We start from the raw sequence: 15,093 nt of genomic DNA, 5'->3' as shown, positions 1-15,093 counted from the left end.
GAGTGACCGAAAAAGCGGGAGTTATTCCGGTCACCATGCCGGCCAGGCCGGCGTGGGCCGACGCGAGACGACGGGAAGGAACGCTCGGTGGAGTACACATCCGGCGGCGCATCCTGGCAGAAGGTGCTCCGGCGCGCCGTCGCCGGGCTGCTGCCACGGCGCGGGCGGCAGCGACGACCGGGCTGGTCGATCGGGGTTCCGCTGATCGCCGCCGCGGCCGGGCTGCTCTTCACCACCACCGCGACCACCGCCGGCGGCACCGCCCTGCGTGAGGACCGGCGCCCGCAGCTCAACCAGTTGATCGAGGAGCGCCGGCACCAGGTCGCCGACAGCGAGCGGCAGGCCGCGACGCTCCGCGGCGACGTCGAGGAGCGGACCACCGCGCTGGGCGAGCAGGACGGTCCGATCAAGGCCCAGCAGGAGCGGGCGCTCGGCAGCCGGGAGACCGCCGGCTTCACGGCGCTGACCGGCACCGGCGTGACGGTCGAGCTCAACGACGCCGCACCCCGGCGCAGCGACCAGCTACCCGAGGGCGTCAGCAACGATGACCTGGTCGTTCACCAGGGCGACGTACAGGCGGTGGTGAACGCGCTCTGGGCCGGCGGCGCGGAGGCCATGTCAATCATGAACGTCCGCGTGCTCGCCACCAGCGCGGTACGCTGCGTCGGTAACACCCTGCTGTTGCATGGTCGGGTGTACTCCCCCCCGTTCAAGATCGTAGCGATCGGCGATCCCGCTGCCCTCCAGCAGGCGCTCGCCGAATCCGAGGGAGTTCGCTTGTTCAAGGACGTGGTCGATGACTACCAACTCGGCTACCGGGAGACCGTCTCCACCGTGACCGTGCCGGCCTTCGAGGACTCGACCGCCCTGCGCTCGGCGAAGGTGCTCCGGTGAGTGCCGGCGACCGGCCCGACGGGCGGCACCGGGACCAGACCGACGATCCGACGGCCCTCCTGCCCAAGATCGACCCTACCGAGCCGGCACCGCAGCGACCCGGCCGGGGTGCCTGGCCCGACCCGGTACTGCCGACGCGCTCGCCGACCGCGCAGCCGCCGGCACCGCAGTCGCCGGCACCGCAACCACCGGCCGCGCGGCCGCCGGCCGTCGGGCCGTCGGGGGCGACCGCCCGCCCCGGCCCGAACGCGGTGCCGCCCCAGTCGAGCGGGGCCGGGGACGCCGGTCAGCCCGGGAACCAGGGCTGGTTCGCGCCGGAGTCCGTTCGGCCACCGGCCACCGCCGAACCGGCCCGCCCGACCACGCCCGCCGGTGGCGCGGGCAGCGCACCACCGCCGTGGCCCGGTGCCGCCGGCGCCCGGCCGACACCGCCGGCCGACGCGCCGGCCAGTCCGGGCCCCGCCGACCAGGCCGCGAACCCCGCGCCGCCGAGCGACGGCCCGGCGCCTCGTCACGACCGACCGACATCGCTGAGAGCCGAGCAGCCGAACCGGGCGACACCGCCGGCCGGTCCCGCCGCCGGCGACGCGCCGGCCCCCGGCGGGCACCCCGGTTCTCCCCACTACTTCTCCGCGCCGGGAGCGGCGGCCGACCCGCGGTACCCGGGCGAGACCGCGGTGCGGCCCGCCGCGCCCGGTGGCCTGCCGAGCCGCCGCCCCGCCACCTCCTCGGCCGACTCCGGCTGGCCAGGTGCCGGCCTGCCGCGGTCCGCGGCACCGGCGGACGAGTCCACCAACCGCGCCGCCCCGGCCACGCCCCCGGCGAACCAGACCGACGGGCCTACCGCGTTCATCGCACCGGTCGGCCCGCGGGCCGAGCGCTCGTCCGGCGGGCCGGGTGGCGGGCCCGCCGCTCCGGTCTCCCCGGCCGGCGACCCCGCCGCCACCGCGCTGATCCCGGTCGTGCCCGGCGCTCCCGCGCGGCACCCGGCACTCGACTCGACCGCGCTGATGGGCGCGGTGCCCAGGACGCCGGAGACCGGTGACGCGGGTGACACCGGCGGTTCCGAGGCCACCGAGCCGCCTCGGCCCCGCCGGGGTGAGCGGGTGGTCCAGCTCCGCCCGGAGCAGACCGGCGAGGGCTACAAGAGCGTCTACTCCGAGCTGACCCGGCCGTCGCTGGCCTCCCGGGTGCGCACCGGCATCCGGGTGTCCGGCGAGGCGCTGATCACCTTCGGCCTGGTGGTGCTGCTCTTCGCCGGCTACGAGGTCTGGGGCAAGTCGGCGATCGTCGACGCCCACCAGAACGATCTGAGTCAGCAGCTGGCCCAGGCCTGGGGTCCGACCGGCGATCCGACCGTCGCCGCACCGGCGACACCGTCGGCGAAGCCGTCCCCGCCGGTGCACGGCAAGCCGATCGCGGGCCTCTACATCCCGAAACTCGCCAAGAACTGGGTCGTGGTCGAGGGCGTCACCCAGGCCGACATCCGGTACGCCCCGGGCCACTACCCGAAGAGCGCGATGCCGGGCGAGGTGGGCAACTTCTCCGTCGCCGGGCACCGGAACCGGGCCACCTTCTGGCGCCTGGACGAGCTCAACAACGGCGACGCGATCGTGGTCGAGAGCAAGACCGACTGGTACGTCTACAAGGTCTCGCAGACCCGGATCGTCAAGCCGACGCAGGTCGAGGTGGTGGCCGCGGTGCCCGGCAAACCGGGCGTGAAGGCGACCAAGCGGATGCTCACCCTCACCACCTGCAACCCGAAGTTCGACAACTACCAGCGGCTGATCATCCACGCCGAGCTGGACCGCACCCAGCCGAAGTCGGCGGGCCGCCCGGCGGAGCTGGGAGGCTGACCGGCGATGTACTCGTGGATCTGGCGCAAGCTCCCGTTCGGGTTCGTCGGCAAGCTGAGCGGGTCGGTGCTGCTCGCCGCCGCCACCGTCGCGCTGCTCTGGTACGTGGTCTTCCCGTGGGCCGAGCCCCTGCTCCCCTTCGACGACGTGCAGGTCAGCCAGGACGCCGACCAGGGCGACCCGGCCGGCGAGGTGGTGCCGAGTGACGCGCCGCCCGGCGACGAGCACGACCTGCCGTACGACACCGAGCGGAACAACACCGCGCCCCCGACCCCGGACCGGTGAGCCGATGCGCGTCCTGGTGATCGACAACTACGACTCGTTCGTCTTCAACCTGGTGCAGTACCTGGGCCAACTCGGCGTCGACTGCGACGTACGCCGCAACGACGAGATCGACGTCGCCGAGGTGGGCCGGGTCGGCGCGGCCGGCATCCTGCTCTCGCCCGGCCCGGGCAGCCCGGATCGCGCCGGCATCTGCCTGGACGTCATCCGCCAGTACGCGGGCGAGCTGCCGATCTTCGGTGTCTGCCTCGGTCACCAGGCCATCGGCGAGGCGTTCGGCGCGACCGTGACCCGGGCTCCCGAGCTGCTGCACGGCAAGACCTCCGAGGTCCGGCACACGTCGACCGGGGTGCTCGCCGGCCTTCCGGACCCGTTCACCGCGACCCGCTATCACTCGCTCGCCGTGCTGCCCGAGACGCTGCCGGCGGAGCTGGAGGTCACCGGCTGGACCGGGTCCGGGGTGGTGATGGCGATGCGACACCGCACCCTGCCGATCGAGGGCGTCCAGTTCCATCCCGAGTCGGTGCTCACCGAGGGCGGGCACCTGATGCTCGCCAACTGGCTCGCCGGCTGTGGCCACCCGGAGGCGCTGCAGCGCGCCCCGGCCCTCGCCGCCGAGGTGGACGCCCGCCGCCGGGCCGCCTTCGCCGACGCCTGATCATCCGGCCGCCACCGGGCCGGTCACCGGGCCAACCGGCTACCGGCCGGCCGCCGCCGGCCGCCGGTCAGTCGTCGGACCGGATCGGCGGCATGGGGGGTATCGGGAATCCGCCCCCGGTACCCGGCGTCGTCGGCGTGGTCGTCGGCGTCGGGGTGGGCGTGCCGGTGGTCGGCGGCGCCTCCGGCTCGGGGATGCCGACCTCGATGGTCACCGTCTTGCCCTTGGCGAGATCCTTGCCGGGCTCGGGGTTCTGCCGCTGAACCCGACCGACCTGGGCCGCGGGCACCTCGTCACCGTCGACGACGCGGACCTCGTACCCGGCTTCCCTGAGCTCCTGCCGTGCATCCTCCTCGGTGGAGCCGATCACCCTGGGGACCTGACCCACGTTGCCCTTGGAGACGGTCAAGGTCACCTCGGTGCCCTCGGCCACCTGCTTTCCGGCTTCGGGGGACGACGCGAGGACGGTGCCCTCCTCCTTCGGGCTGTCCTTCTCCACCGGCTTGCCGACCTTGAAGCCCTGACCTTCCAGCTGCTGCTTGGCGTTCTCGAAGCTGAGACCGACCACGGGAGGGATCGCCTTCACGTTGGGACCGCCGCAGACCTGGACGGTCACCGTGCGGCTCGGCTCCAGCCGGGTGTTCGGAGCCGGGTCCTGGTTGACGACCTTGCCCTTCTCGCAGGTGGTGCTGAGCACCTGATCGCCGGCCTGGGCGGCGAGGCCCGCCTTCTGGATCTCGGCGAACGCCTGCTGCTGGGTCAGGCCGGTCACTGTCGGGACGCTCACCTGCTTGTCGCTCTGCCGGTCCCAGAGCAGGGCGGCGACCAGGGCGATCACCGCCAGCACACCGAGCGCGGCGAACGTGGCGATCAGCCAGGACGACGCCTTGCGGCGGCGCGGGTCACCGACCCGGGCCGGGATCTGCCCGGTGGGCGGCGCACCCGCGCCACCGGCCGGGTAGCCCGCGCCACCGGCGGCCGGCGCCATCGGCATCGTCTCCTGCTCCCGCATCACCGGGGTGGCCAGCACCGGCCGGCCCGCCGCGGCCCGGAGCAGGTCGGCGCGCATCTCGCCGGCGCTCTGGTAGCGGTTGAGCGGGTTCTTGGAGAGCGCCTTGAGCACGATCGCGTCGACCGCGGGATTGACGTCCGGATTGATGTCGCTCGGCGTCGGCGGCGCCTCCCGTACGTGCTGGTAGGCGACGCTGACCGGGCTGTCGCCGACGAACGGCGGGTGGCCGCAGATCAGTTCGAAGAGCACGCAGCCCGCCGCGTAGACGTCGGAGCGCGCGTCGACCGCCTCGCCCCGGGCCTGCTCGGGGGAGAGGTACTGCGCCGTGCCGATCACCGCGCTGGTCTGCGTCATGGTGGTGGCGCCGCTGGCCAGGGCCCGGGCGATGCCGAAGTCCATCACCTTGACCTGGCCGGTCTGGGTGAGCATGACGTTTCCGGGCTTGATGTCCCGGTGGATGATGCCGTGCCGGTGGCTGAACTCCAGCGCCGCGCACATGTCGGCGCAGATCTCCAGCGCCCGCCGGGGCTGGAGCCGGCCCTCGGCGCCGAGCACCTCCTTGAGGGTCCGCCCGTTGACGAACTCCATCACGATGAACGGCAGCGTCTCGCCGGTCGGCGCGGTCTCCTCGCCGGTGTCGTAGACGGCCACGATCGCCGGGTGGTTCAGCGACGCGGCGTTCTGCGCCTCGCGGCGGAACCGCATCTGGAAGGTGGCGTCCCGGGCGAGGTCGGTCCGGAGCATCTTGATCGCGACGTCCCGTCCGAGCCGCAGGTCGCGACCGCGGTGCACCTCGGCCATGCCGCCGTAGCCGAGGAGCTCGCCGACCTGGTACCTGCCACCGAGCAGGCGGGCCTGCGCTGTCATCGCGTCTGTCGTCCTTCGCTCGTCGTCGTCTCGCCGCTCGCCGGCCGAGGCCGTTCGTGTCGACGGTACGACGTCTGGGGCAGATCGTCGCGTCCGTCCGGCCGCAGCGCGCCGGACGTCACGGTGCGCGGGCCGAGCGCCCCGGGTTCGCCGGCCTGCGCCTTCCGCAGCTTGTAGGAAATCACGCCGGAGCAGAGCAGGACCAGTACGGCCAGGAGGATGGCGACGAGCACCGTCCCGGGGCGGGACCGGCCCGGCGCCGGCATCCCGGGGCTGGCCTGCGGGGCGTACGCCGGTGACGGGTCGTGCCGGGTCGGCGCCGACGGCACCGCCGCGGCGCCGCGCGGATAGCCGGCCTGGGCCGCCGGCGGCCGGGACTGGGCCGCGGCCGGGGCGACCACCGTCGGGCGCGGCGGCTGCTGCGCCGGGGCCACGGCGGTCGGGCGGGCGGTGCCGGCCGGGCGCGGCGGTGAACCGGCGGCCGGCGGCCGCTGGGCGGTCGCCGACGGGCGCTGCTGCTGCGGCACCTGGGCGCGGCCGGGCGCGGCCGGCGAGGACGGCGCGCCGGAGACCGGTCGGGCCTGCCCTCCGGCGCGGGCCTGCTGGGAGAGGACCGCCTTCAACTGGCGGGCGACCCCGGCGAGCGCCGCGGCGCTCGGCCACCTGGCCGCCGGGTCCTTCGCCAGGGCCCGCTCGACCACGGCTCGGACCTGCGGCGGGATGTCCGCCGGTAGCGGCCGGGGGGTCTCCTGGACGTGCCGCATGGCGATCTCAAGGGGATTGTCCCCCTCGAACGGGCGGCGGCCGGCGAGGCACTGGTAGGCGACCACGCCGAGCGCGTAGACGTCGGAGGCCGGCGTCGCGACCCCGCCGGTGGCCTGCTCCGGGGAGATGTAGGAGGCGGTGCCGAGCACCGAGCCCGCCGCGGTGAGCTGCCCGACCAGCTCGGAGCGGGCGATGCCGAAGTCGGTGAGCACCAGCGTGCCGTTCGGCCGGACCAGCAGGTTGCCCGGCTTGACGTCGCGGTGCACGATGCCCTTCTCGTGCGCGGCGTGCAGCGCGTCGGCGGCCTGGGCGACCAGGGCCATCGTCCGGGCCGGGGTGAGCCGGCCGACCCGGCTCAGCGTTGCCGACAGGGCGTCGCCCTCGACGTACTCCATCACCAGGAAGGCGATCTGCTGGTCGTTGCCGAAGTCGTAGACGTCGACGACGCCGGGGTGGTTGATGGTGGCCATGGTGCGGGCCTCGCCGCGGAACCGCTCGGCGAAGCCCGGCTCGTCCAGCAACGCCGGGAGCAGGCTCTTCACCGCGACGGTACGGCCGAGCACCTGGTCGGTGCCGCGCCAGACGTCGCCCATGCCGCCGCTGGCGATCCGCTCGTCGAGGCGGTAGCGGTTGCCGAGCTGGACTCCGGGGCTCAGCATGTCAGCGGCCCCCGGGATCGGCGATGGCCGCCTGCATGATCTTGCCAGCGATCCGGGCCGCCTCGGCGCTGCCGCCGGATCCCGCCTGCTCCAGCACCACGCAGACCGCGGAGATGGGCTCGCCGTTCTTGTCCAGCGCGAAGCCGATGAACCAGCCGTGGTCGGGCCGGTCCGGCGCGGACTGGGCGGTGCCGGTCTTGCCGCCCACCGTGTAGCCATTGATCTTGGCCCGGCCGCCGGTGCCGTTCTCGACCACGCTGACCATCATGTCCCGCAGGTCGGCGGCGACCTGGCCGCTGATCGGCTGGCGCAGTTCCCGCGGGTCGGCGGTGTAGTAGCTGGTGGTGCGGTCCGGGGCGAGCAGCTGCCGGACCAGGTACGGACGCATCTGCTTGCCGTCCTTGCGGGCGACCGACGCGGCGATCAGCGCACCTTCGAGCGGGGTCATCCGCACGTTGTTCTGCCCGATCGACGACTGGGCCAGCGCCGCCGGGTCGGTGCTGCCGTCCGGGTTCTGCATGTCCCCGGTCCGGCTGGCCGCGACGGCCTGCCCGTCCTCGCCGAGCTGGCCGACGGTGAGGTCGTCCTGCTCGAAGCCGAACTGGCGGGCCTTCTGCTTGATGACGTCGGCGCCGAGCCGGACGCCGAGCTGCGCGAACCCGGTGTTGCACGACTCGGTGACCGCGCTCATCAGGGTGACCTGCGGCTCGGGGCAGATCGACGAGGCCGCGTTGCGGATCGGGGTGCCCGAGGTCGGCGGGGTCCAGCTCGACCCGGCCGGGATCTGGGTGCTCTTGCCGATCCCGTTCTCCAACGCCGCCGCGGCCACCACGACCTTGAAGGTGGAGCCCGGCGGCAGGGTCTCGGCGAACGCCCGGTTCAGCAGGGGGTTGTTCGGGTCCTGCTCCAGCTGGTTGTACGCCGCCGCGGCCTGGGTGGTGTTGTGGCTGGCCAGCGGGTTCGGGTCGAAGCTGGGCATGGAGACCAGCGCCTGCACCGCTCCGCTGCGCGGGTCGATGGCGATCGCCGCGCCCCGCTTCACGCCCTGCTCGTTGTTGCGCAGCTGCTCGTAGGCCACGTCCTGGGCCCGCTTGGAGAGGGTGAGCAGCACGTTGCCGCCACCGGTCTGGTCACCGGTGAACATGTCCTTGATCCGGTCGCCGAGCAGCTGGTCGCTGGTGCCGGCGAGGAAGTCGTTCTCGGCCCGCTCGATGCCGGTGTCGGCCAGGTTGACCGGCTTGTAGCCGAGCACGTGCGCGTACTTCGCCCCGCCGGGGTAGGTGCGCAGGAACTTCAGCTGGCCGCTGGTCTCCTTGCTGGTGGCCAGGGCGGTGCCGCCGGCCTCGATGTTGCCGCGCTTGCGCTCGTACTCGGCGACCTGGACCCGGCCGTTGTAGTCGCTGGTGCGGTATTCATCTGCCTTGTAGGCCTGGATCCAGTTGAGGTTCGCGAAGAGCAGACCGAACAGGACCATGACGACGACGCCGACGCGGCGCAGGGGTGCGTTCACGGCTTGATCACCTCCGTGGGGGCACCGTGCAGCTGCTCGGGCGGGCCGCTCGACGGGCGGGCCGCCTTACCACCGCCGGCCCCACCGGTCACCGGCCGGCGGGCGCCGTCGGAGACCCGGAGCAGCACCGCGATCAGCAGCCAGTTGGCCATCAGCGACGAGCCACCGGCGGAGAGGAACGGGGTGGTCTGGCCGGTCAGCGGGATGAGCTTGCTGATCCCGCCGACGATCACGAAGACCTGGAGCCCCAGGGTGAAGGCGAGGCCGCCCGCGAGCAGCTTGCCGAACGAGTCCCGCACGGCCAGCGCGGCGCGCAGACCCCGCTCCACGATCAGCAGGTAGACCACCAGCAGCGCGGAGAGCCCGAAGAGGCCGATCTCCTCGCCGATGCCGGCGAAGATGAAGTCGTTCTGCACCTCGGGCAGGATGCCCGGTTGGCCACCGCCCGGCCCGGCGCCGAAGAGCCCGCCGGTGCCCAGGGCGAGCAGACCCTGAACGAGCTGGTAGCCCTTGTCGGTCGGGTCGGCGAACGGGTCCAGCCAGATCTCCGCGCGCAGGTAGAAGTTGGCGAACGGCCCGCCGACCATCTCGCCGAGGAAGTAGGCGAGGTAGGCGCCGCCGAAGAAGAGGATCAGACCGATCAGCAGCCAGCTGACCCGTTCGGTGGCGATGTAGAGCGTCACCACGAACATGCCGAAGTAGAGCAGCGAGGTGCCGAGGTCCTTCTCGAAGACCAGCACCAGGAGGCTGATCAGCCAGACCACGACGACCGGGCCGAGGTCACGCCCGCGCGGGAAGTCGATGCCGAGGAAGCGGCGGCTGGCCAGCGAGAGCACCTCGCGCTTGCGCACCAGGTAGTAGGCGAAGAAGACCAGCAGCGCCAGCTTGGCGAACTCGCCCGGCTGGATGGAGAAGCTGCCCACCCGGACCCACAGCTTGGCACCGTTGATCTCGGAGATACTGGCCGGCAGCACCGCCGGGATCATCACCAGCACGATGCCGGCCAGGCCCAGGGTGTACGCGTAACGGGAGACCGACCGGTGGTCGCGCATGATGGCGAGCAGGCCGGCGGCGAGGATCACCGCGGCCAGCGTCCACGCCAACTGCCGGCCACCGATGCCGGCGAAGATGGCGAGGTCCTCCCGGTCGGCCGGTGGGGCTTCACCCAGGTCGATCCGGCGCAGGAAGCCCACCCCGAGGCCGTTGAGCAGCGCCACCGCCGGCAGCAGAGCCGGATCGGCGTACGGGGCCAGGAACCGGATGACCAGGTGCAGGCCGAGGAAGACGGCACCCAGCGCGGCGGCCGGGAACCAGAAGTCCGGGGTGACCGTGTCGAGCATGTTCGCCTCGACGGTCGCCCCGTACGCGGCCACCAGCACCATGGCCAGCAGCAGCAGTGACAGCTCGGCGTTGCGCCGGGACCGGGCCAGGCGTACGCCGGGCTGCTCGCCCGTGGTGGCGGGCGAGGCTGCCGGTGTGGCCGCTGCGGTCACGGATGGGTCCTCGGAGTAGGGCCGGCGCTCACTCGGGCGACCGGCAGCCGGCCGGGTCGAGCGCCGGCGGAGCCGAGTCGGAGGGCGGGGCGTCGGGCGTGGCGGACGGCGCGGTGCCGGCCACGCTGCTGCTGGCGCTGGGGGTGGGAACACGGCCGGTCGGCGTGGCGGCGGTAGCGCTGCCGCTCGGGCCCGGCGAGGTCACGACGCCGGTCGGCGACGGGCTCTCCGGGCTGACGTCGGCGGTCGGGCTCGGCCCGCAGACCGGCTTCAGGTTGGGGTTGCTCGGCGTGTCGCTGGTCAGCTCGGCCAGCCGGCGCTCGGCGTCCGGCTCGCTCTTGGCCGGGATGCCCTGCTTGACCTGCTCCTGCGCGGCGAGCGTGAGGTCTTCCAGGTCGGCGGGGCTGGTGGAGTGGACGCTGGAGAGGTCCATCCCGGCTATCTGACCCTGTATCCCGCGGAACACGGCCACCTGGCCGTCCTCCGTGGCGCCGACGTAGTACTGCCGCTGGGTGTAGGACCAGCCGGCGAAGAGCCCGCCACCGAGGATGACCAGCAACGCCAGCGCCATCGCGGCGGCCCGGACCGGCCGGTGTCGCCGCCGCTCCGGCTCGTCGTCGTCGGCGGTGGAGCTGGGCTCCTCCGGGGCGGCGGGGCGGGGCGCGGAGAGCGCGGAGGCACGGGCGGCCGGGGTGGAGTCGTCGGCCGAGGTGGCCATTCCCCGGTCCCGGGCCGCCGCACCGCCGACGATCGGCGTCGCCTCGACGATGTCCTGGTCGGTGGCATCGGCGATGATCACGGTGATGTTGTCCGGGCCGCCGCCGCGCAGCGCGAGCTGCACCAGCCGCTCGACGCACTGCTGCGGGTCGACGTACTCCCGCATCGTCTCACCGATGGTCTCCGCGCTGACCACGCCGGAGAGCCCGTCGCTGCAGATCAGGTAGCGGTCACCGGGGAGCACCTGGCGGACGGAGTATTCCGGGTCGATGTCCCGGCCGTCGAGCGCCCGGGTGAGCAGCGACCGCTGTGGGTGGCTGCTCGCCTCCTCGGCGCTGATGCGGCCCTCGTCGACCAGCATCTGGACGTACGTGTCGTCCTTGGTGATCTGGGCGAACTCACCGTTGCGGAGCAGGTAGGCCCGCGAGTCGCCGATGTGCACCATGCCGATCTTGCTGCCGGAGAAGAGCGTCGCGGTCAGCGTGGTGCCCATCCCCTCCAGCTGCGGGTTGGCGTCCACCGTGTCGCGGAGTTGTTGGTTGGCGGTGCCGACGGCCGAACGCAGCGCGTCGACGAGAGCGTCCCCTGGGACGTCCTCGTCGAGCGGCGCCATGGCACCGATGACGATGTTGCTGGCGACGTCACCGGCGGCCATGCCGCCCATGCCGTCGGCGACGGCGAGTAGCCGCGGTCCGGCGTAGACGGAGTCTTGATTGCCGTCTCGGATCAGACCGCGGTCGCTGTGGGCCGCATAGCGCAGGGTCAGAGTCATGGCCGTAATTCGAGGGAAGTGCGGCCGATCCGGATCGGCACGCCGAGGGGGACGGGGGTTGGTCCGGTGACCTTAGCGCGATCGAGATAGGTGCCGTTAGTCGAACCGAGGTCCTCGACGAACCACTGCCCGTCGCGCGGCACGAGCCGGGCGTGTCGCGCGGAGGCGTAGTCGTCGGTGATCACGAGGGTGGAGTCCTCCGCCCGACCGATGGTGATCTGCGCTTCACCGAGAGTGATCCGAGTGCCGGCCAGTTGACCGGCGGTCACCACCAGCTGGTGTGCCGCCCTGCCCCGCTTCACCTTCGCCGGCTTGGCCGGCTGCCCCGTCGAGGCGCCGACCGCTCGGGGCGCGGCCACCAGCCGGCCCGAGCGGGCGCCCGCGAAGAGGTCCCGGCGGATGACGCCGACCACCGTGAACACGAAGATCCACAGCAGGATGAGGAACCCGAACCGGGCGACGGTGATGACGAGTTCCGGCAAGGCGGGTCAGCCGTCCACGCGGAAGGTCAGCGTCGTGGTGCCGAGCTGGATCATGTCGCCCGGGTTGAGGGCGACGGCGGAGACCCGCTGGCCGTTGACCATCGTGCCGTTGGTCGAGCCGAGGTCGGTCAGCACGACCTGACCGCCGTCGAAGTCCAGCCGGGCGTGGCGCCGCGAGATGCCGACGTCGGGCAGGCGCAGGTTGGCCTGGTCGCCGCGGCCGATGACGGTCGAGCCCATCTGCAGCGGATAGGTGCGCCCGTCGCCGGAGACCAGCCGCACGTTGCGCGTGCCGCCGTGTCCGGGCGGTGGGCCGTAGCCGCCACCCTGGTCGTAAGCGGGGTAGGCGGGCGGGCCGGCGTCGTAGCCGGGCGCCGAGACCGGGGCGACCTCGCCGCCGGTGTAGACCTCGGCCGTGACCCGGAACATGCCGGTGTCCAGCCCTTCACCGCGCTCGATCTCGACGATCACGTCGCCGTAGACCGTCCAGGCCTGCTCGCCGATGAACTCCGCCTGCGACTGGGCCAGCTCCTGGGCCAGCGCGGCGGCGTACGGCGCCAGCCGACTGTGGTCGTAGGGCGAGAGATCGATCACGTAGCGGTTGGGCACCAACGTGCGGCCACCAGCCAGGATGGCCTTGTGCGCCTCGGCCTCCCGCTGCATGGCGTTGAGGATCTCCACGGGGTGGACCACCCCTTTGAAGACCTTGGCGAAGGCCCCTTCGACCAGGCCTTCCAGACGCTTCTCGAAGCGTTGCAGCACGCTCACCGGCTCCTCCTCGGGTCCCGAGGACATGATGGTATCCGGCCGGCGCGCGCGCAGCTCACACGCCGCTCGGCCGGCTGCTTCCGGCCCGTTCGGTTGGGCCGTTCCTGTCGTGCTACTCTTTCGTCCGCCACGAACGGTAACCGCTCGTGGCGATGACCGGGACAGCGTAATATGTTTCGGGCCCCGCCGGAGACGGCGAGGTCAGGGCGGATTACAGTGATCCGGGTCGTGCCACGGGGAAGTGGCGGAATGGCAGACGCGCACGGTTCAGGTCCGTGTGCCCGAAAGGGCGTGGGGGTTCAACTCCCCCCTTCCCCACCACCACACGAGGGCTCCGCAGGTTGCGGAGCCCTCGCGGCATATCGGGGCGTTTCGGGCGTCACGCTATGCTCCGATGGTTTCTGCCTCCGATGGACCAGGAGTGGCGTGTGAGTGTCGCGTTGGTGACCGGGTCGGGCGGTCTGATCGGCTCCGAGGCGGCTCGGCACTTCGCCGGCCTCGGTCTCGACGTGGTTGGCATCGACAACGACATGCGGCGGTACTTCTTCGGCGAGGATGGCTCGACATCCTGGAGCCTGAAGCGGCTCGGCGCCGACCTGGGCGGGTCGTACACCCATTTCGCGGTGGACATCCGGGACCGGGACGGCCTGGAGCAGATCTTCAAGAAGTACAGCTCGGACATCGCGGTGGTTATCCACAGCGCGGCCCAGCCCAGCCACGACTGGGCGGCCAAGGAGCCGTACACCGACTTCGACGTCAACGCCGGCGGCACGCTCAACATGCTGGAGAACACGCGCCGGCACGCGATCGACGCCCCGTTCATCCACTGCTCGACCAACAAGGTCTACGGCGACCGGCCGAACAGCCTGCCCCTGGTCGAGCTGGAGACCCGGTACGAGCTGCCCGAGGATCACCCGTTCCACCAGGGCATCACCGAGGAGATGTCGATCGACGAGTCGCTGCACTCGGTCTTCGGCGCCTCGAAGGTGGCCGCCGACGTGATGGTCCAGGAGTACGGCCGGTACTTCGACATGAAGACGGCCTGTTTCCGGGGTGGCACGCTGACCGGCCCGGCGCACTCGGCGGCGGAGCTGCACGGCTTCCTGGCCTACCTGATGCGCTGCGTCATGGAGGGCCGGACCTACAACCTCTTCGGCTACAAGGGCAAGATGGTTCGCGACGCGATCCACTCCCGGGACGTGTTGACCGCGTTCGAGGCGTTCTTCCGTGAGCCCCGCTCGGCGCAGGTCTACAACCTGGGCGGCGGCCGGCACTCGAACACGTCGCACATCGAGGCGTTCCGGGTCGCCGAGGAGATCGCCGGCCGCGAGGCGCGGATCAACTACGTCGAGCAGGCGCGCACCGGCGACCACCAGTGGTACGTCAGCAGCATGGCCCGGTTCGAGGAGCACTACCCGAACTGGAAGATCACCTACGACGTGCCGATGATCCTGCGGGAGATCTACGAGGCCAACGTCGACAAGTGGGTGCCGCAGCCATGACCACCGGCAGCAAGCGCAACGTGCTCGGCGTCCTGGTCGACGCCACCGACTACGCCGCGGCGACCGAGCAGGTGGTGGCGGCCGCCCAGGACCGCCGCCCGCTGGCGCTGACCGCGCTGGCCGTGCACGGCGTGATGACCGGCGTCCTGGACCGGGCGCACAACGCACGGCTCAACTCCTTCGACGTGGTCACCCCGGACGGGCAGCCGGTGCGCTGGGCGCTCAACCTGCTGCACGGCGCCGGCCTGACCGACCGGGTCTACGGCCCGACGCTGACCCTGCACGTGCTCTCCCGGTTCGCCGACGAGGGCCTGCCGGTCTACCTCTACGGCTCGACCGAGGAGACCCTGGCCCGGCTGATCCCGGCGCTGGAGCGGATGTTCCCGGCCCTCAAGATCGCCGGGGTGGAGCCGTCCAAGTTCCGCGCGGTGCAGCCGGGTGAGGATGCCGAGATCGCCGACCGGATCCGGGCCAGTGGTGCCCGGCTCGTCCTGGTCGGGCTCGGCTGCCCGCGCCAGGAGGTCTTCACGTACGCCATGCGGCCGCTGCTCGACATGCCGATGATGGCGGTCGGGGCGGCCTTCGACTACCACGCCGGGCTGCTGCGCCAGCCTCCGCCGTGGATGCAGCGGGCCGGCCTGGAGTGGCTCTGGCGGCTCGGCCTGGAGCCGAAGCGGCTCTGGCGCCGGTACGTGATCCTCAACCCGGCCTACCTGACCCGGATGACGGCCCAGAAGCTCGGCCTGTGGAAGGCCCGGCCGCCGGCGCCGGCCACCGAGCGGCCCGCCACCTTCGCGGTCTGACCCGCCCCGGCACCCGGTCCCGGCCCGCCCGCTTCCCGTCGGAACGGGCGGTC

General features: G+C 72.4%; 13 protein-coding genes and 1 tRNA gene. 7 read left to right on the top strand and 7 right to left on the bottom strand.

What is annotated here, in order from left to right; translation table 11 throughout:
- The first annotated feature begins 87 nt into the window (after window positions 1-87).
- Genes AB0C04_RS01315 through AB0C04_RS01300 form a run of 4 tightly spaced genes read left to right on the top strand, consistent with a single transcriptional unit; the run spans window position 88 to window position 3,690 of the window.
- Window positions 88-894, top strand: coding sequence for a DUF881 domain-containing protein (locus tag AB0C04_RS01315; RefSeq protein ID WP_357046751.1), 807 nt, complete (start codon window positions 88-90; stop codon window positions 892-894).
- A complete protein-coding gene (locus AB0C04_RS01310) occupies window positions 891-2,750 on the top strand; it encodes a class E sortase (protein ID WP_357046749.1) in 1,860 nt (619 codons plus the stop codon). The genes AB0C04_RS01315 and AB0C04_RS01310 overlap by 4 nt, the downstream gene beginning before the upstream one ends.
- Before the next feature lie 6 nt (window positions 2,751-2,756).
- The gene (locus AB0C04_RS01305) at window positions 2,757-3,035 is read left to right on the top strand and encodes a hypothetical protein (RefSeq protein WP_357046747.1); all 279 of its coding nucleotides are present in this window, start codon (window positions 2,757-2,759) and stop codon (window positions 3,033-3,035) included.
- 4 nt (window positions 3,036-3,039) lie between these two features.
- On the top strand, window positions 3,040-3,690 hold the full coding sequence (locus tag AB0C04_RS01300) for an aminodeoxychorismate/anthranilate synthase component II (protein WP_357046745.1): 651 nt from the start codon (window positions 3,040-3,042) through the stop codon (window positions 3,688-3,690).
- A gap of 67 nt (window positions 3,691-3,757) precedes the next feature.
- Here the strand turns inward: AB0C04_RS01300 and pknB are convergent, their stop codons facing one another.
- The 7 genes from pknB to AB0C04_RS01265 are packed head-to-tail and all read right to left on the bottom strand — an operon-like array spanning window position 3,758 to window position 12,762.
- The gene (gene pknB, locus AB0C04_RS01295) at window positions 3,758-5,569 is read right to left on the bottom strand and encodes a Stk1 family PASTA domain-containing Ser/Thr kinase (RefSeq protein WP_357046743.1); all 1,812 of its coding nucleotides are present in this window, start codon (window positions 5,567-5,569) and stop codon (window positions 3,758-3,760) included.
- Window positions 5,566-6,993, bottom strand: coding sequence for a protein kinase (locus AB0C04_RS01290; protein WP_357046741.1), 1,428 nt, complete (start codon window positions 6,991-6,993; stop codon window positions 5,566-5,568). The genes pknB and AB0C04_RS01290 overlap by 4 nt, the downstream gene beginning before the upstream one ends.
- Window position 6,994: 1 nt before the next feature.
- Window positions 6,995-8,503, bottom strand: a complete 1,509-nt coding sequence (locus AB0C04_RS01285; RefSeq protein WP_357046739.1) for a penicillin-binding transpeptidase domain-containing protein — start codon at window positions 8,501-8,503, stop codon at window positions 6,995-6,997.
- The gene (locus AB0C04_RS01280; RefSeq protein ID WP_357046737.1) at window positions 8,500-9,996 is read right to left on the bottom strand and encodes an FtsW/RodA/SpoVE family cell cycle protein; all 1,497 of its coding nucleotides are present in this window, start codon (window positions 9,994-9,996) and stop codon (window positions 8,500-8,502) included. Before AB0C04_RS01280 ends, AB0C04_RS01285 begins: the two co-directional genes overlap by 4 nt.
- A gap of 28 nt (window positions 9,997-10,024) precedes the next feature.
- Entirely contained in the window at window positions 10,025-11,485 is a 1,461-nt protein-coding gene (locus tag AB0C04_RS01275; RefSeq protein ID WP_357046735.1) for a protein phosphatase 2C domain-containing protein, read from the bottom strand.
- Window positions 11,482-11,967 carry an FHA domain-containing protein gene (locus AB0C04_RS01270; protein ID WP_088996760.1) on the bottom strand — a complete coding sequence of 162 codons (486 nt, stop codon included), beginning with the start codon at window positions 11,965-11,967 and terminating at the stop codon, window positions 11,482-11,484. Before AB0C04_RS01270 ends, AB0C04_RS01275 begins: the two co-directional genes overlap by 4 nt.
- Before the next feature lie 6 nt (window positions 11,968-11,973).
- Window positions 11,974-12,762, bottom strand: a complete 789-nt coding sequence (locus AB0C04_RS01265; RefSeq protein ID WP_350868567.1) for a DUF3662 and FHA domain-containing protein — start codon at window positions 12,760-12,762, stop codon at window positions 11,974-11,976.
- Window positions 12,763-12,970: 208 nt separating this feature from the next.
- On the opposite strand from AB0C04_RS01265, the gene AB0C04_RS01260 reads away from it, so the two are divergent.
- The 3 genes from AB0C04_RS01260 to AB0C04_RS01250 all read left to right on the top strand — a co-directional run bounded on the left by AB0C04_RS01260 (window position 12,971) and on the right by AB0C04_RS01250 (window position 15,040).
- A tRNA-Leu gene (locus AB0C04_RS01260) sits at window positions 12,971-13,056 on the top strand.
- 65 nt (window positions 13,057-13,121) lie between these two features.
- Complete coding sequence (locus AB0C04_RS01255) at window positions 13,122-14,237, top strand: NAD-dependent epimerase/dehydratase family protein (RefSeq protein ID WP_357046733.1); 1,116 nt, start codon at window positions 13,122-13,124, stop codon at window positions 14,235-14,237.
- On the top strand, window positions 14,234-15,040 hold the full coding sequence (locus tag AB0C04_RS01250) for a WecB/TagA/CpsF family glycosyltransferase (protein ID WP_357046731.1): 807 nt from the start codon (window positions 14,234-14,236) through the stop codon (window positions 15,038-15,040). The genes AB0C04_RS01255 and AB0C04_RS01250 overlap by 4 nt, the downstream gene beginning before the upstream one ends.
- Window positions 15,041-15,093: the final 53 nt, after the last annotated feature.

Source organism: Micromonospora sp. NPDC048909 (assembly GCF_040649635.1).
GTDB lineage: Bacteria > Actinomycetota > Actinomycetes > Mycobacteriales > Micromonosporaceae > Micromonospora.
Note: the sequence above shows the minus strand (reverse complement) of the source record. Positions and strands in the feature narration are given on the sequence as shown.